The organism is Acinetobacter sp. YH1901141, from assembly GCF_013416935.1.
Taxonomy (GTDB): domain Bacteria; phylum Pseudomonadota; class Gammaproteobacteria; order Pseudomonadales; family Moraxellaceae; genus Acinetobacter; species Acinetobacter towneri.
The window spans coordinates 16432-33124 of sequence record NZ_VPEY01000027.1; the positions used below are offsets into that span (position 1 = coordinate 16432).

Here is a 16693-nt window from a genome sequence, read left to right on the forward strand (position 1 = left end):
AAATAACCCTAATTATGCCTTGCCTTGTTCTGGAATTTTTTTCCAAGCATTGTCACGTAAATAGACAGGCAATGCTTGTTCTGCGCTGACCCATTGCTGTTGCTGTGCACAGACGCGTGCAATAGTAGCAATATCTTGTGCGGTTGCACTTAAGCCTTTGTATTGTATTTGTTCTTGATCAATGAGACCAGCACCAGAACCGACCAATTGAAAGCGTACCGTCTGTGCAGCATCGCTATAATTCAATAATTGTTCCTGATCAACCGCCTGCATGATTCCTTGTGCATCTAGCTCAAAACTGGCGATATACACTTCATTCATGCGTGCATCCAACACAGCCGTAACCGCAGTTAATCCTTCAAGACGATAAGCCGCCTGCGCCAATGCCTGCAAAGTCGATACAGGAATTACAGGCACATCATGCGCCCACGCCAAAGCTTGCGTGACTGCCGCATTAATTCGCACACCGCTAAAAGAACCTGGGCCACGGCTAAAGGCAATTGCAGTCAGATCAGCCGTACTAATTTGAGTTTCAGCAAAGCCTTGCTCAATCATCGGTAAGATGGTTTGCGTTTGTGCTTTTGCTCGCGCATCTAATTGAAAAAAGAGTTCCTGTGTTTCATCTACAATCGAAACGGAACACTGCTCATTGGCAGTTTCCAATGCCAGCAATTTCATGCACAACCTTCAAGGAGTAAATATCAAAAATTGGCGTTATGATACTCCACTCCTGAAATTCACGCGAGGATTTACATGCCTTAGATTGCAATTCCTGAGTATAAAATTCTATGTAATTACAGCTAAAAAATGCGTTTGACTAAACGATGCAAATTCTATTTTAGAGTGTTGCAGGCTCTAGGTTTACAAAATGCTGAAAATGTTCAGCATAGTGCAGCGCACTCATTTTTAAACGTGCTTCTGCAGACTCATCCAAAGTCTTAACCACTTTACCGGGAGAACCCATCACCACAGAATTATCGGGAATCACTTTCCCTTCAGGAATTAAAGCATTGGCACCAATAATACAGTTTTTACCAATCACCGCATGATTCAGCACCACTGCATTAATACCAATCAGGGTGTTATCGCCCACGGTACAACCATGTAACATCGCCAGATGTCCAATAGTCACATAATCACCAATCTGCATTTCAATGCCTGCATCGGTGTGCAAAACAGCATTTTCCTGAACATTACTAAAATTACCCAATTTGATTTTACTGTTATCGGCACGTACCACAGCCCCAAACCAAATACTAACTTTCTGTCCCAACTCAACCTGACCAATGACCGTGGCATTATCCGCCACCCAACCATCCCACGGTTGCTGCATTGCTTTCGGGGCATATCCTTTAAATTTATACAACATGGTTCCTTCCTATCTTCACATCAAAATTTTTCTATTTCTTAAATGTTGGTGAATTTAACAAAAACGGCCATTCTTTACGATAATCCAAACCATATTCAAATAAAGACACCAACATCCGCGCTGTTAAGCCCCAAACCACTTCATCTTCAACCTGCATACTCGGAAAATATAATTTTTGTTGTGCAAAGCTCACTTCATACGGCGTTGGTGGCGCTTCCATTAAATGCTGTAAAGAGGCAAAAAAGATGCGATCAATTTCTGAAGGTTGTGGAATTAGTTCTACTTTTGGGGGAATCAGCCCCACCACAGGTTTAACCAACATCCCATTACGGGCTTTTTGCATTGGTAAATCACCAATCAACTGCACTTCAAATGGATTTAACGCCGTTTCTTCCTGTGCTTCACGTAACGCCACCACAATATTACTGGTATCTTGCGGATCGCGTTTGCCACCAGGGAAAGACACCTCACCCGCGTGATTATTGAGTAAGGTAGAACGGCGGGTTAGCAATACCTTTGGATCAGACTCGTCGGTAATGGCAATCAATACCGCTGCATGCGCTTCCATGAACGTTTTAGAAAAGCGCAAACGTTGCTGTAATAGATGCGTGAGCGAATGATCAATCATGCCTTATAATTCTCCTTGTCTAAGTTTTCATCATAGCTGAAATAGGTGGGCAATAGATAGAGAGGATGCCAAAGTTGAAATTTTCAGTTATTCTGAGAACTCCCTTCAACAATGACGATCACTATGAACTTTTGTGGAAATTGTGGACAAAAAACAACAACGAAAATTCCGCTTGGCGATCAGCAATTACGTCAAGTGTGTAGCGCATGTGGCAATATTCACTATGTCAATCCAAAAGTCATTTGTGGTGCATTGGTCGTTTGGGAAAATAAAGTATTGTTGTGTCGTCGTGCAATTGAACCACGCTATGGTTTGTGGACTTTACCCGCAGGCTATATGGAAATGTTTGAAACCATGGAGCAAGGTTCTGCCCGTGAAACCCGCGAAGAAGCCGAAGCGGAAATTGAAATCGAACAACTTTATTGCATGTATAACATTCCACGGATTGGGCAAATTTATGTGCTGTTCAAAGCTCAATTGTTGAATGGTCAATTTGGTGCAGGTGAAGAAACCATCGAATCACGCTTGTTTAGTGAAGATGAAATTCCGTGGTCTGAATTGGCTTTCCCAAGTGTAGAACGTACTTTACAACACTACTTTGCAGATCGAAAAAACAACCATTTCACGACCCACTTAGAAACCTTAGGTTCACGTACAGATCATACGGGTTAAAAACCCCACATGATGTTCATTTGAATCAAGCTAAAATTCGAATAATAAATAGCCCACTCTAAAGTGGGCTATTTTCATCACTATGTCACCTAAAATTAATGCTAAATACGCACTTTATCTGGGTTATAACACTCAGCAACATCTAGACTTACAGCTCCACCTTGGGCTTTCACCAAAGCTTTATCTGCATCAGTTGCTAAAGCTGGGTTTTGAGCCACGTAAGTTGCAAGTTGCGCATGATAAATATTGCTCCACTTCACTGTTGAGCCATTGAAATCAGACAATGTAATACGTGTAGAGTTGGCTGCAACTAAATTGCCAATATTGGCACGTGCACCGCCCACCACTTGACCATTTCCACCTTCAACCGCTTCAATTTTGGTATTCAAACCAATGACTGCGCCATCAAGTTTATGAAATATTGGATTGGCCAAAATCATACGCAAAGTAACTGCTTTATTGTCGATATCGGTTGCACCTAACACACCTATACGGTATTGCTGCACACCATTTGTATCAACATATTCAGCACCAGACTGACGAATTGCTGCACACTGACCAGACATATCGGTTTCTGTGGCATTTGGTGCTATATCTGTACGAATATTGCCATCCTCATCTAAAACAACACCTAATTTGATGCTATCTGTAGTCGTTCCGCCATCAAAATTAAAGGTCAAGGTTGCATAAATTGGGAAAATATAGCGACTGTCTAAAGGTACATTTTTCTGGGTTTTAAAAACGCGATTATCCAAAAAGTTCACAGAAAAGAATTTATAGGCATCAAAAGAACCTTCGAACTGATCGGTACCTATGGTTTGTTGCCATTGACCATAATCTGCAAGATTCGCTGTTGTAGATTTGGTCAATAATTTATAAAAACCTTCCGTGCCCGCAATTAAATAATCATTAAACACCTTACCTTGGGTAATTTTAAAATCATCAGCCGTATTGTCATTCACACTAAAATGGAATGGCTCCTGAATACGTTTATTCAATGGGTTGACCCATGTGGTTTGTGCTGCTGCAACCATACGCTCAGGACGCACTTTACGAATCAATTCACCACTCACCGTTAAAATTGGGTTAGTCGTGTTCGCAGACACCGCACCTTTCCACTGCATACCATATCCAAAGGTATATCCTGAACGGTCTGTGATCAGTTGATACTGCCCAATGAGGTGTTTCAAATCTGCGACCGTAGATTTACAGTCTGCCAAATTACAGCCATATAAACCCTGTGGCAATTGTGAGTCTTCTTTGGCTAAAATCGGATAGTTAGCTTGATAAGATGCCGAGTTATTCATGTAAACCAAGGTGTTTAATGCTTGATAAGCATCATCTTGAGATACCTGTGACACATCTACCCACGGGCGTAAATCGGCCAAAATTTCTGGTCCATCGTTACACACCACAGGGTCATCAGAATAACCAAATACGTCATAACCTGCTGGAACGGAAAGCTCACGCTGTACATCAAAATGTGCCAACACCCCTTGCACATCTGTTTGCAAACCTTCAATCTTGGTCAGTGCAGCAGGGTTAAAGTGAATCGCACTAATACCAGGAGGATCTGCAGTGACCGCATTCCCCATAGTCAAAGAACGAATATCGACAGATAAGTTTTGTCCAAGCTGCGCAAAAGCAGCCCCTGAACAGCCCGACAGTATAATTGCAGTCACTAACGGGCGAAGTCGTATCATTTTCATGCGACTAGCCTCTTAGCGAATTTTTTTACCGAAACCGAGAATATCCAGTGGGAATGACAATCCAAGTGATACGTCTGGCGCGTCTTCGGTCAGACCGATTCCTACCGTACCATTCACAATGGTTTCAGGTGAAACGCGAACGCCTAATGAAATAGCCAAAGTCGAACTGGTCTGGTCTGCAGGTGAATAGCTTTCACCCGTATGATAAGTAAACTCCGAACCTGTATTAAAGCTTTGCTGATAGGACATGGTCATCGACACATCGTAGTTAAACGAATAAGCAAAACCAAAAGCAAAACCACCACTAATACCTGGCTCAAACTCTTCAATAATACGGCTACCGCGAATTTGATTGAGACCGCTTTCTTTAAAACCATAGTTGGCTGAAGCAGAAGCAAACAATACAACTGGGTCAATATACTTACGCGTACTTGCACCGATGCCTGCAGAGTAGTAACCCTTACCTGTTGATAAATCTTTAACAGGATTAATCTCGTAAGGACTATCCCCCGTTTTGGTCGATAAATTTGCGAATAAAATTAAAGGTAAACGCCCCGCTTTTAATGGGAATGGCTCCCAACGTGCACCTAAAGAAATATCCCCCAAGCCTGCTGCCGTGGCATCTTTTAACAAGTCTGACTTTGCAACCAATGGTACAGAAGCAGATAAAGTTAAATTGTCACGCAAACCATATTGTGCGGTGAAGGTGTTAGTTAATGCGTGGGACGCATTTTCTTGCACACGAAGCTGATACAACTGACCTTGAGCCATTTCAAGGTCGAGCTGCGTATCACGATGATAGGTATAATCAATATCATAATAAGATGAAATATCACCTTGTTTCATGAGCGAGTATTGACGCTCATTCGAGGTAAATACTTCTTCTAAATTCGCCTCTTTGGTTGCATCGCCCTCTTGCTGTTGCAAAGCAGATGATGCTGCTTGTACGCCATTTGTAGCCGTTGTAGCAACAACTGCACTATTCGTTTCAACACTTGTCTCTGCAGTCGATACTGCTGTATCTGATACTTCTGCCTGTTCAGTTGTGGTTTCATATTCCCCTAATTGCGGCTCCTCTGCGGCATAAGCCACCCCAAATACCATTTGAATACTGAGTGCCAATAAGGTTTTATTCATCCATTTACGATCCATGATTTACCCCTTCCATTTTTATTTTTGTATTTCGTGAACAACTAATTACTTGTTTTTATAGTAGAGTCTTAAAAAACGATGCTCGTACTGTCCATAATTATCAGAATCTTTATTTACATTACGTTCTAGTCGTATCGTCGATGCTTTATCAGCTATTTTTTCCATCGCAAATTGTGGATATTGAATATCAACAAAGGCATAACGATTCACTGTTGCATCTTCCACATGACGTAAATCTTTTTCATGTAATGCCAACATAGTTTGACGATTTTGCGGTGCGACATTAATTAGAAATAAGGTGTTATTTTCCCAAACGTCCTTAAATCGTTCTTCATCAAAACTAATATTGCCCAAAGCTGGGTCAGCCACATAAACCCGCCCATTTTTATAGGCTTTATACACCACAAAATGTTTAAAACCTGCATAGGAAATCGGCACAATTGCAGGCTGTCCTTGTTTAACTAAATCCGAAAACTCCCCGCGATATCCACCACTTTCCATGCCCAAAGCTGCGACAAAGCGCTTCATATCCAATAGCGAAAAACTACGACGTTCAATAATTCGGTCGTATTCTCCATAACGCAGCAAGCCACTCATGGTTTGTTGCTCGTTTAATTGTGTTCCTACATAACCATTCAGCAAGGTTGTTAAAGCTGCAGAACCACAACTGTAGTCATAGGCTTGGCGCACAATTCCGCGAAATTGATCTTCTAAAGCAGGTTTAATTTGCACAGGCTCTCTGTGCATACGGGTAAAGGAATTATTTCTAGAATCCAAAGTTTCTGTGTAACGCACAGTTTCAGGATGCTGTTCTTTTAAATCAAAGGCTTGTGTGGCAGCGTAATAGATCAATGCCGAGCCTAAAGCGATCTCTAACATATATTTTTACTTTTTAGTTCTCGGCAATACCTGCCTAATATTTTTATTTTAGAGTTTTCACTCTACTTCCTTGTATTTAGAAAGATACTCGTTTTATAGAAAAAAAAAAGAGCTTTCTTTATTTTTTTGCGAACTCATCAGTTTATTTGTAAAAAAAAGCGCGTGAATTCACGCGCTTTTTCAGTTTTTAAATTAGTGACCAGAAATAGTGATAATAGCACCTTTGGTATAGCTACCCTGAGAAGTACTATAGTAAGTTTGAAGTCCTTGAACTTCCATATCACCAATAGAAGCAGCAGTACGACTACCTAAATGAATACCTTTAATATATTGGTCTTTGGCACCAGTGTCATTGCTTACAATGCGAATATGCGCCGCCTTACCAAGAGTAGTACTATCGCCAACATAAGCATCATTAAATACTTGGATATCTTGATTTAGGGTCAAATCTTTACTAGCTGCATCTGCAATTTTAATGCTTTCAATAAAGATTTCACCCGCTTCCTTCGTTTTCACAGCTGTTGGATTGCCACCAACATTTACAGAACCAACTGCTTTGCCTTTAGTTGAGTTATCCAAAATACCTAAGTTTTTAATTTCTAAACCACCAATCATTTTGGTATTCAATTTAACCATTGCACCTTGTGGCGCTGCGCCTAATTGGATATTGGCATCCATTTTACCTGTTTTTAAAGTTAAACCAGATAAAATTGCATTATAGTTAGTCTCATCATTACCACGGCGGATAGAGGTTGTACTTGTATTTTCAGCATTTGATGCAGATACACCAATTTCACCAATCTTGATATCCAAGCCAGATACTTGAGCTGCAACATTAATAAATGCACCACCAGTACCACTAGTACCAGCATCCGAATCAATTACCAAGTCTGCTAAGTTACGAGAAGTTAATAAGTAAGCACCATTATTATCATAGTTCGCACCAATCACAATACCATGCTTTTCATTTGCATCCCCAGAAATACCATTGCCTTTAATAACAATTGCAGCAGCTTTGTTTGTGCCACCTAGAGAACCGAGAACAGCTGGTGTACCAGGAGTTACAACATTACCATTCGCATCTAAGACAGGAGCAACTGCTGCTTTGGCACCATCACTAACCAAACCATCGTTATCATGGATTAAAAGTTTTTCGATTTCGATTTTAGAAATACCAATCCCGATGCTTAAACCATCTTGACCAGTAGTTGCGCTTAATGCAGTATCGTCCATTGCCTGCATTGCCATTGCATTTGTCGTTAACGCGATTGATGATACCAAAGCAAGTTTAGTAAATTTTTTCATCTTGTTACTCTCCCGAGAGTATTATTTTTTTGGTTTTACCACTCAGTGCCAGTGATTGTGTTTTTATTTGATGAGGACAACACTGACACACATTCCTTGAGTAGCCGGTTTGCACATACAAAGGTATATCTGAGTTATTTTTTGTTCAACTGCTGTTGGTCGCAATCCACATCTTACCGACAAACGGTTATTTGCTTTTTATCTGCTGCAATCATGTAAAATAGCCTTTTAAAATCTCTCAGCTGTTTACGCTTTATGTCCTATCCTACTCATTTTAAAAAATTATTCTGTGAACCTGAATGCGAGGCTGCAAGAATTTTGCAAGCTTTGGCAGCACTTTCACATTGTATTTATTTGCAAAATAATGGAAAGGCACGTATTGCTTTTTTGGCTGAACGCTATTGTGTGCAGCAAAACCATCAACATTTTTACTTTCAAAAAACGGTATTGGATCAATATGAATTAAGTCCAACTCAATTAGATTTAACAGCTCATCTCGGTGCTTTAGAAGATGCTGACACCGCCCCATTTTGCAGTGTAATGGGGTTTGTTTCGTATGATGCAGCAGCACAGCAACACATCAATATGCAGTCTCGTCCCCAGCCAAGTATTTTTTTAGGTCAATTTAAAAGCTATTTACAGCAAGAAACTGATGGCTGGTATTTTTATAGTTCAGACGATGCTGCTACTCAAATCTTTGATTTTATTTTAAATTCATATACTCAATCAACCATAATTGAACAGTTCCAATTAAGCCAAAAGTGTCAAGCACGCTGGAATTTCACAGATTACCAACGCGCCTTTCAACATGTTCAAGACTATATAGTGGCAGGAGATTGTTATCAAATTAATCTTACGCAAGAGTTTAGCGCTGAGGCTCAAGGTCAACTTTTAGAGACTGCAGCTCAGTTTTGGCAACTGACCAATGCACCTTATGCAGGTTATTTACGTATTGGTGATTTTGAAATTTTAAGTTGTTCGCCCGAACTCTTTATCGATTTTGAGGAAAATCGAAAAATTACCACCAAACCCATTAAGGGCACGATGCCACGCTATGATGATCCTGAATTAGACCGACAATCGAAACAACAATTAAGTGAATCTAAAAAAGATCAGGCCGAAAATGTGATGATTGTGGATTTATTACGTAATGATTTAAGTGTTTATGCCGAAACTGGCAGCGTCAAAACGCCAAAGTTATTCAATATTGAATCCTTTAACCAAGTGCATCACATGGTCAGTGAAGTGACTGCAACACTAAAAGCCGAGATGAATCCTTTTGATGTGTTGATGTCTGCCTTACCAGGAGGCTCAATCACAGGCGCGCCGAAAATTCGTGCCATGCAAATTATAGATGAACTCGAAGGTGCAGCACGTGGCGCCTATTGCGGCTCTATGGGTTATTTTGATGCCGATGGAACGGGTTCTTGGAATATTCTGATCCGTTCTATTCAAAAATATCAGCAAAATGTTTCATTATGGGCTGGCGGTGGAGTCACGATTGCATCTGTTTGTGAAGCAGAATATCAAGAGTGTTTTGACAAGGTTTCAGCAATGTTGGACTTATTGAACTGCTGGTACAAACCTGCGCAATAGCAGTAAACAAAAAAGCGAGTGAATTCGAAACCTCACTCGCTGCTATTTATATTTTAACAATTAAGCCAAAATATCCTGTTTTAAAGTATCGACCAAGCGTTGATTTTGCTCATCTGTACCAATAGTAATGCGCAAATATTGATTGATGCGTGGTTTATTAAAATAACGTACAATAATACCGCGCTCACGCAATGCTGTAGCTAAATCACCCGCATCCTGTTGAGGATGTGATGCAAAAATAAAGTTGGCCTGTGATGGCAATATCTTAAAGCCCAAGCTCGTTAAATCCGTCACCAATTTCTCACGGCTAGCAATAACTTTTTGACATTGCGCTTCAAAATACGTCTGATCTTGAAAAGATGCCACCGCTGCTGCAATTGCAAAACGATCCATTGGATAGGAGTTAAAACTATTTTTTACGGCTTCTAGTGCGGCAATTAAATGTGGTTGCGCAATCGCAAAACCAACACGTAAACCTGCCAAAGAACGTGATTTAGACGTGGTTTGGCATACCACCAGATTCTCATACTTTTCCACCAATTTCACTGCAGACTCTGCACCAAAATCGACATAGGCCTCATCAATCACTACCACTGAATTTGGATTGGCCTGTAAAATTTCTTCAATAGCACTTAAACCCAAAGCAATACTGGTCGGTGCATTCGGATTGGTGATGATAATCCCACCATTGGCTTGCTTATAGTCATCAACTACAATTTCAAAATCATCATTTAAGGGCAAAATTTTAGTTTTTACCCCAAAAAATTGACTATATACAGGGTAAAAACTATAGGTGATATCTGGATACAGTAATGGCTGTTCCTGAACAAAAAAAGCCTTAAAAATATGAGCAAGGACTTCATCTGAACCATTGCCAACAAAGACATTTTCCACAGCCACGTTTTGCTGTTTCGCAATGGCTTGCTTAAGCTCAGACGCATCTGGATCTGGATATAAACGCAGTGCATCTGCCGAGTTTTCTAAAACCTTTTGCACCGCTTCCACCACTTTAGGCGAAGGTGGATACGGGTTTTCATTGGTATTCAATTTTAATAAATTTTGAATTTTTGGCTGCTCACCCGGTACATAAGGCTCTAGCTCACGTACTTCAGGGCTCCAAAAACGCATTTGTTCTGCTGTGATATTCATTTTGTATTCTCTTTAAACCCTCTCCTAACCTCTCCCAAAGGGAGAGGAATTTTCATTACTAAAGACACAAAATTTGTGTGGTTTAAATTCCCCTCTCTTTATTAGGAGAGGGTCAGGGAGAGGTTGTAATGCTATTTATGATTGATAACGATAACGTGCTGATCGTGCATGCGCATCCAGATTTTCCTGCTTCGCTAAAATATCAGCGGTTTTCGCCAAACTTTTCACGCCCTCAGCTGAACACATAATCAGACTTGAGCGTTTTTGGAAATCGTAAACACCCAATGGCGATGAAAAACGTGCTGTACCCGACGTTGGTAATACGTGGTTTGGCCCTGCACAATAATCACCAATAGCTTCTGGTGTATAGCGCCCCATAAAGATCGCACCCGCATGACGAATTTCTTCTGCCATCACTTGTGGATCATCCATACACAACTCCAAGTGTTCGGGCGCAACTTGGTTGATCAATTCAATCGCCTCTTGACGATCTTTGACTAAGATCAATGCACCACGATTTGCAATAGAAGTGCGGGCAATTTCAGCTTTAGGCAAATTCGCCAAGTGCTGTTCAATCGCTTGTTCAACCTGATTCAGCAATTGCGCATCTGGTGTAATAAAAATAGATTGTGCAACCGTGTCGTGCTCGGCTTGGGAAAGTAAATCCATCGCCAACCATTCAGGATTATTTTCACCTTCGGCATAAACCAAAATTTCGGATGGCCCTGCAATCATATCAATGCCGACCTGACCAAACACAGCACGTTTTGCAGCCGCCACAAAGCGGTTACCCGGCCCCGTAATTTTATCTACCGATGGGATGGTTTCTGTACCATAAGCCAATGCAGCAACAGCTTGCGCTCCGCCAATGGTAAATACACGAGTCACCCCTGCTAAATATGCAGCCGCCAAAACCAATGGATTGAGTTCACCATTCGGTGCAGGTACCACCATAATAATTTCAGGTACACCAGCAACATGCGCAGGCACGGCATTCATGAGCACAGAAGATGGATAAGACGCCAAACCACCTGGCACATAAATACCAACACGGTCTAATGGTGTGACTTTTTGCCCGAGTGTATTGCCCAAAGCATCAACATAAGTCCAACCATCCTGCTTTTGCGCTTGGTGAAATTCACGAATACGTGCAGCAGCCAATTCCAAAGCTTCACGAACTTCGTTATCTAAAGCATCAAATGCGGCTTTCAGTTGTTCTTGACTTAACTCAAGTTCTGAAAATTGATGCGCTGGATGTCGATCGAACTGTTGAGTGAGTTTAAGAACCTGAGCATCACCGTGCTGACGCACATCAGCAATAATTTGATCTACAGTTTTTAAAAGTTCAGGATCACTGACAGTTTCAAAAGCCAACAAGTCTGCAAAGGCTTGTTTAAAGCTTTGATCTTGAGTCGATAAACGTCGCATCAATTTACCCACAAGGTTTGATAGAAAAGTTTAGTTTACCTTGTTTCTAGGGCTTTGTGGGAATCTATACATGGCGAAAGCAGTATGTTTTGATGGAAATTCAAGAACAGAATCATGCACGAACATAAAAAAACCGCCATTGAATGACGGTTTTTTGAGAAGGCAGGATGATGGATACAAAGTTCAAAGTTAAGCAGATTGTTTTGCCAACTCTCGTTCTGCCACAGCTTTTTCAAGTTGTGCCAAAATTGGATTGAGCAAATCTTGCTTGCGCTTAAAACTGGCTTTATTGACAATTAAACGTGAAGATACTTTACAGATTTCTTCTAGCGGCTCTAAACCGTTGGCACGTAAAGTATTACCTGTATCAACCACATCGACAATGTAATCACCCAAACCGACCAATGGTGCTAATTCCATTGAGCCATAGAGTTTAATGACATCAACCTGCTCACCTAAGCTGGCATAATATTGACGGGTCAAATTCACATATTTAGTGGCAATTTTTAAACGACCTTTTGGACGCTGCATACCAACTTTGCCCGCAGTCATTAATTTACAATTGGCAATTTTCAGATCCAGCGGCTCATATACATTTTGAGCGCCATGCTCCATCAGCACGTCTTTACCCGCAACCCCAATATCTGCCGCACCATTTTCAACATAAGTTGGTACATCAGAGGCACGTAAAATTAAAATACGCACTTGTTTATGTGTGGTTGGGAAAATCAACTTACGTGATTTATCTGGATCTTCCAGTAAATTAATTCCCGCAGTTTCTAATAAAGGCAAAGTTTCTTTTAAAATTCGCCCCTTACTTAATGCCAAAGTTAAACCATGATCAAAATTGCCCATGACGTCAAAATTTGGATCATCGTTTCTCATGTCATTCATCAATTTACTCGCTTAATTTGGGCGCCTAAACCTTGTAACTTTTGTTCTACATTTTCATAACCGCGATCAATATGATAAATACGGTCAATCAATGTTTCGCCTTCTGCCGCCAATGCTGCTAACACCAACGAGAATGAGGCACGTAAATCGGTTGCCATAACAGGTGCAGCAGAAAGTTTTTCTACGCCTGTCACCACCGCATCATTGCCTTCTACCTGAATATTGGCACCCATACGTGACAACTCAGGGACATGCATAAAACGGTTTTCAAAAATAGTTTCCGAAATGGTAGCAAAACCGCGTCCAATCGCATTCACCGCCATTAACTGTGCTTGCATGTCTGTTGGAAATTCAGGATGTGGTAAAGTTCTGAAACTCACGGCTTTAGGGCGCTTGCCCATCATGTCCAGTTCAATCCAGTCATCGCCACGTGTGACTTCCGCACCCATTTCTTCAAACTTATCTAACACAGATTCTAGCAAGGCAGGATCGGTATGTGTGGTTCTGATTTTACCGCCCGTAATTGCAGCTGCAGCCAAATAAGAACCTGTTTCGATACGGTCAGCAACTACTGAATACTCACAACCATGCAAGTGTTCAACACCTGTAACCACTAAAGTATCGGTGTCTAAACCTTCAATTTTAGCGCCCATTTTGATGAGCATTTGCGCAAGGTCGGTAATTTCAGGTTCACGTGCAGCATTACGAATAGTGGTAACACCATCTGCCAATACCGCAGCCATGAGAATGTTTTCTGTACCGCCAACAGTGACCATATCAAAGACCACTTCGCCACCTTTAAGGCGACCATTGACTTTGGCATTTACATAGCCATTTTCAACTTCAATTTCTGCGCCTAAAGCTTCAAGTGCTTTAAGATGCTGATCGACAGGACGTGAACCAATTGCACAACCACCTGGCAAAGATACTTTTGCACTACCATAGCGCGCGACCAATGGGCCAAGCACCAAAATAGAAGCACGCATGGTTTTTACCAATTCATAAGGTGCAAATTGGTTGTTCAACGTTGATGTATCTGCAATGACTGTATCGCCTTCATAAGACATTTTAATGCCCAAGCCTGCGATCAACTTCACCAAGGTATTTACATCTTTTAAATTTGGAACATTTTTCAATGTAATTGGCGTTTCTGCAAGAATCATTGCAGCAAGAAGTGGCAAGGCTGCATTTTTTGCACCAGAAATACGCACTTCACCTTCGAGCTTATTACCGCCCTGAATTAAAAATTTATCCATTAAATTATTAAGCTCCAAATAAGCTTGCTTTACGCCATTCTTCTTGTGTCATTGCACGAATTGTAACCGCATGAACTTCACCGCTGGCAATATAGCTATTCAATGGTGCATACACTGCTTGTTGACGAGCAACAGGACGCTTACCTTCAAACTGATTATCTACAATACGAAGATCAAACTTGCCGCCTTGCCCACTTACAGCAACTTCAGCCTCTGGAAAAGCAGCTTTTAAAATTTCAGTGAGCTGTTCACTATTCATCACAAAGACCTCTTATAGGACCAACGGTGTAAAAACCTGTCATTTTACTATAAATAGAAAAAATAATTCATTAATCCTATACATTATCGCAATAAAAAAAGAGGTTTATCCAAAACCTCTTTTTAAATCACATTTTAACTAGATGGCTAAAGGCTGATAATCCAACTGCATCTTCCGATGTTTCTCTAACTGACGTTTTAATTTTTCTGTCATCATCTTAATTGAAGTATACATATCATCCGCACAAGCTTGCGCAAACAGCTCGGTGCCGGGCAAGCGAATAATCGCTTCAGCAATATGATTGGCACTGCCTTTTTTAGAATGTTTATCGATTTGATGATCTTTACTTAATTTCACCTGCATACTATTGACCTGATCCAGATGTTTGGTCATTTGTGCAAACTTAAGTCGAATATTTTCTTCAATTGCAGGGGTGATAGCTAAGTGATGTCCACGAATTGTTATTTGCATAATTCTATCCCTCACCTTCATTAGGATTAGGAAGGCATAGTTCACATGATTGATTGCCAAATAACAGATCACTGCAGCGGTCACTTTAAATCATGTCTAACTATTCCTTCAAAAAAAATTCATTATTTGGTCATAATGAATCCTTAGAATAGACCGATTTTAAAAACTAGATCAAGACTTTTCGTTCAGAAGATGACGGAATATTTAATGACTCACGATATTTCGCAACCGTTCTACGTGCCACATCAATTCCTTCTTCCTTAAGAAGGTTTGCAATTGTGTTGTCTGACAAAGGTTTACGTGGATTTTCATCTGCAATTAACTTTTTAATCTTCGCGCGAATCGCAGTTGAGGATGCTTCTCCACCTGAACAGGTTCCAACATGACTTGAAAAGAAATATTTCAATTCAAATAAACCACGTGGAGTTAACATATATTTATTGGTGGTCACCCGTGAAACTGTAGATTCATGCAACTCCACCTCATCAGCTACATCACGCAAAATCAACGGTTTCATTCCTTCAGCACCAATTTCTAAAAATTCACGTTGATGCTGCACAATACAAGTCGCTACCTTTAATAAGGTTTTATGACGTTCATCAACACTTTTAATAAAGTTTTTCGCATCTAGCATTTGATTACGCAAATATTGATTATCTTCACTTTGATCTGCGCGTTTAATCATATTGGCATAAAACGAATTAATTCTAAGCTTAGGCACAACATCAGGATTCAGCTGCACCTGCCAATGGTCCTGCTTTTTACTGACCACTACATCTGGAATTTGATAATCTGACTCCTGATCTTCAAATGCTGTACCAGGATGCGCTTTCAAGGTTTTTAATAAAGCCACTGCATGCTGTAGCTGATCTGCGCTTAAACCCGTTTGCTTAATTAACTTGGCTAAATCATTCGAAATTAATAACTCATAATGCTGCAAGAGTTGCAGTGCTTCCTGCCGATAAGGCACATCTGTAGCCAAACTTTCAAGCTGAATAGATAAACATTCCGCCAAATTACGCGAACCAATACCAATCGGCTCTAAACGCTGAATATGTTTCAAAACGACCAAAACTTCATCGTCTTCAACTTCATCTTCGTATTCCATGGAGATCAATAAATGTTGCACAGATGTAGTGATTTCAGATATTTCACAATCCAAGAAACCATTGTCATCCAAAGCATCGACAATACAGTAGGCAATGAGCTGCTCGACTTGAGAAAAATGCAACAGATTGATTTGTTGCATCATGTGCTCTTTTAAACCTAAATGCCCCTGACGATTATCCTCGCGCTCTTCATATTCCGCTGCTCCCAAACTCGTGGGTAAATGAGTGTACACATCATCCCAGTCTGTATCGACAGGCAAGTCATTCGGTAGATGATCTGCATTTAATTCTTTAGTCAAATCCTTTTGATCATGCTCTTGCTCTTCTAAGGTGGATAAACTTTCGACACTACTTTGTTCTTCGACTTTTTCTAATAAGGGATTACTGTCCAACTGAATTTGAACTTCTTGTTCAAGTTCCAAGCTCGAAAGTTGAAGCAAACGAATGGCTTGTTGTAACTGCGGTGTCAGTGACAAGGAGTTTGCAACTTTTAATCCAACCGATAACTTCATTTTCACCCACTCTTTTAAATTTATGTTTTTCAACAACTTAATATATAAGTTTTTGATAAGCAATTTCTATGCCGTTTTATTAGGTATAACATAGATTCATTAAAAGACATAAAGATTTTAATCAGAAGTTCTGTTCAGATTTCTTTCTACTTTTCTTTCCCACATAAAAAAACACCCTCAACGCTAGTTGAGGGTGTTCGAATAATGAGCTGGCGATGACTTACTCTCACATGGGTAACCCCACACTACCATCAGCGCGAAGAGGTTTCACTTCTGAGTTCGGGAAGGGATCAGGTGGTTCACTC

16 protein-coding genes and 1 rRNA gene are annotated in these 16693 nt (G+C 40.6%); 2 read left to right on the forward strand and 15 right to left on the reverse strand.

The window, feature by feature from the left end:
- Positions 1-12: 12 nt before the first annotated feature.
- From tsaB to FTV52_RS12265, 3 genes are all read right to left on the reverse strand, one after another.
- Positions 13-678, reverse strand: coding sequence for a tRNA (adenosine(37)-N6)-threonylcarbamoyltransferase complex dimerization subunit type 1 TsaB (tsaB, locus tag FTV52_RS12255; RefSeq protein ID WP_096902124.1), 666 nt, complete (start codon positions 676-678; stop codon positions 13-15).
- A 160-nt stretch (positions 679-838) separates the two neighbouring features.
- Positions 839-1369 carry a gamma carbonic anhydrase family protein gene (locus tag FTV52_RS12260; protein ID WP_131261917.1) on the reverse strand — a complete coding sequence of 177 codons (531 nt, stop codon included), beginning with the start codon at positions 1367-1369 and terminating at the stop codon, positions 839-841.
- Positions 1370-1400: 31 nt separating this feature from the next.
- Positions 1401-1997 (reverse strand): CoA pyrophosphatase, encoded by a 597-nt coding sequence (locus tag FTV52_RS12265; RefSeq protein ID WP_004975226.1) that lies wholly within the window; start codon positions 1995-1997, stop codon positions 1401-1403.
- A 123-nt stretch (positions 1998-2120) separates the two neighbouring features.
- On the opposite strand from FTV52_RS12265, the gene FTV52_RS12270 reads away from it, so the two are divergent.
- Complete coding sequence (locus FTV52_RS12270) at positions 2121-2669, forward strand: NUDIX hydrolase (protein ID WP_026438436.1); 549 nt, start codon at positions 2121-2123, stop codon at positions 2667-2669.
- 101 nt (positions 2670-2770) lie between these two features.
- Here FTV52_RS12270 and FTV52_RS12275 read toward each other — a convergent pair whose 3' ends face one another.
- From FTV52_RS12275 to FTV52_RS12290, 4 genes are all read right to left on the reverse strand, one after another.
- Positions 2771-4378: a hypothetical protein gene (locus FTV52_RS12275; RefSeq protein ID WP_257221749.1), complete on the reverse strand. Its 1608-nt coding sequence runs from the start codon at positions 4376-4378 to the stop codon at positions 2771-2773.
- Between the two features lie 12 nt (positions 4379-4390).
- Entirely contained in the window at positions 4391-5530 is a 1140-nt protein-coding gene (locus FTV52_RS12280) for a hypothetical protein (RefSeq protein WP_179990903.1), read from the reverse strand.
- 45 nt (positions 5531-5575) lie between these two features.
- The gene (locus tag FTV52_RS12285) at positions 5576-6409 is read right to left on the reverse strand and encodes a C39 family peptidase (RefSeq protein ID WP_179990904.1); all 834 of its coding nucleotides are present in this window, start codon (positions 6407-6409) and stop codon (positions 5576-5578) included.
- A 192-nt stretch (positions 6410-6601) separates the two neighbouring features.
- Positions 6602-7714, reverse strand: a complete 1113-nt coding sequence (locus FTV52_RS12290) for a DUF6160 family protein (protein WP_179990905.1) — start codon at positions 7712-7714, stop codon at positions 6602-6604.
- A gap of 255 nt (positions 7715-7969) precedes the next feature.
- On the opposite strand from FTV52_RS12290, the gene pabB reads away from it, so the two are divergent.
- Positions 7970-9310, forward strand: a complete 1341-nt coding sequence (gene pabB, locus FTV52_RS12295) for an aminodeoxychorismate synthase component I (RefSeq protein WP_179990906.1) — start codon at positions 7970-7972, stop codon at positions 9308-9310.
- Positions 9311-9370: 60 nt separating this feature from the next.
- On the opposite strand, the gene hisC is transcribed toward pabB, so the two are convergent.
- The 8 genes from hisC to rrf form a co-directional block, all read right to left on the reverse strand.
- Positions 9371-10459, reverse strand: a complete 1089-nt coding sequence (gene hisC, locus FTV52_RS12300) for a histidinol-phosphate transaminase (protein WP_179990907.1) — start codon at positions 10457-10459, stop codon at positions 9371-9373.
- A 135-nt stretch (positions 10460-10594) separates the two neighbouring features.
- Positions 10595-11899 (reverse strand): histidinol dehydrogenase, encoded by a 1305-nt coding sequence (gene hisD, locus FTV52_RS12305; RefSeq protein ID WP_179990908.1) that lies wholly within the window; start codon positions 11897-11899, stop codon positions 10595-10597.
- A gap of 177 nt (positions 11900-12076) precedes the next feature.
- Positions 12077-12781: an ATP phosphoribosyltransferase gene (hisG, locus tag FTV52_RS12310; RefSeq protein WP_004975201.1), complete on the reverse strand. Its 705-nt coding sequence runs from the start codon at positions 12779-12781 to the stop codon at positions 12077-12079.
- Positions 12781-14037: a UDP-N-acetylglucosamine 1-carboxyvinyltransferase gene (murA, locus tag FTV52_RS12315; RefSeq protein WP_179990909.1), complete on the reverse strand. Its 1257-nt coding sequence runs from the start codon at positions 14035-14037 to the stop codon at positions 12781-12783. Before murA ends, hisG begins: the two co-directional genes overlap by 1 nt.
- Before the next feature lie 7 nt (positions 14038-14044).
- A complete protein-coding gene (gene ibaG / locus FTV52_RS12320; protein WP_004975198.1) occupies positions 14045-14296 on the reverse strand; it encodes a BolA family iron metabolism protein IbaG in 252 nt (83 codons plus the stop codon).
- Between the two features lie 138 nt (positions 14297-14434).
- Positions 14435-14767 (reverse strand): ribosome hibernation-promoting factor, HPF/YfiA family, encoded by a 333-nt coding sequence (gene hpf, locus FTV52_RS12325; RefSeq protein ID WP_096902101.1) that lies wholly within the window; start codon positions 14765-14767, stop codon positions 14435-14437.
- A 166-nt stretch (positions 14768-14933) separates the two neighbouring features.
- Positions 14934-16388 carry an RNA polymerase factor sigma-54 gene (locus FTV52_RS12330; RefSeq protein WP_131261926.1) on the reverse strand — a complete coding sequence of 485 codons (1455 nt, stop codon included), beginning with the start codon at positions 16386-16388 and terminating at the stop codon, positions 14934-14936.
- 207 nt (positions 16389-16595) lie between these two features.
- Positions 16596-16693: ribosomal RNA gene (rrf, locus tag FTV52_RS12335) — 5S ribosomal RNA — on the reverse strand; the annotation flags it as partial.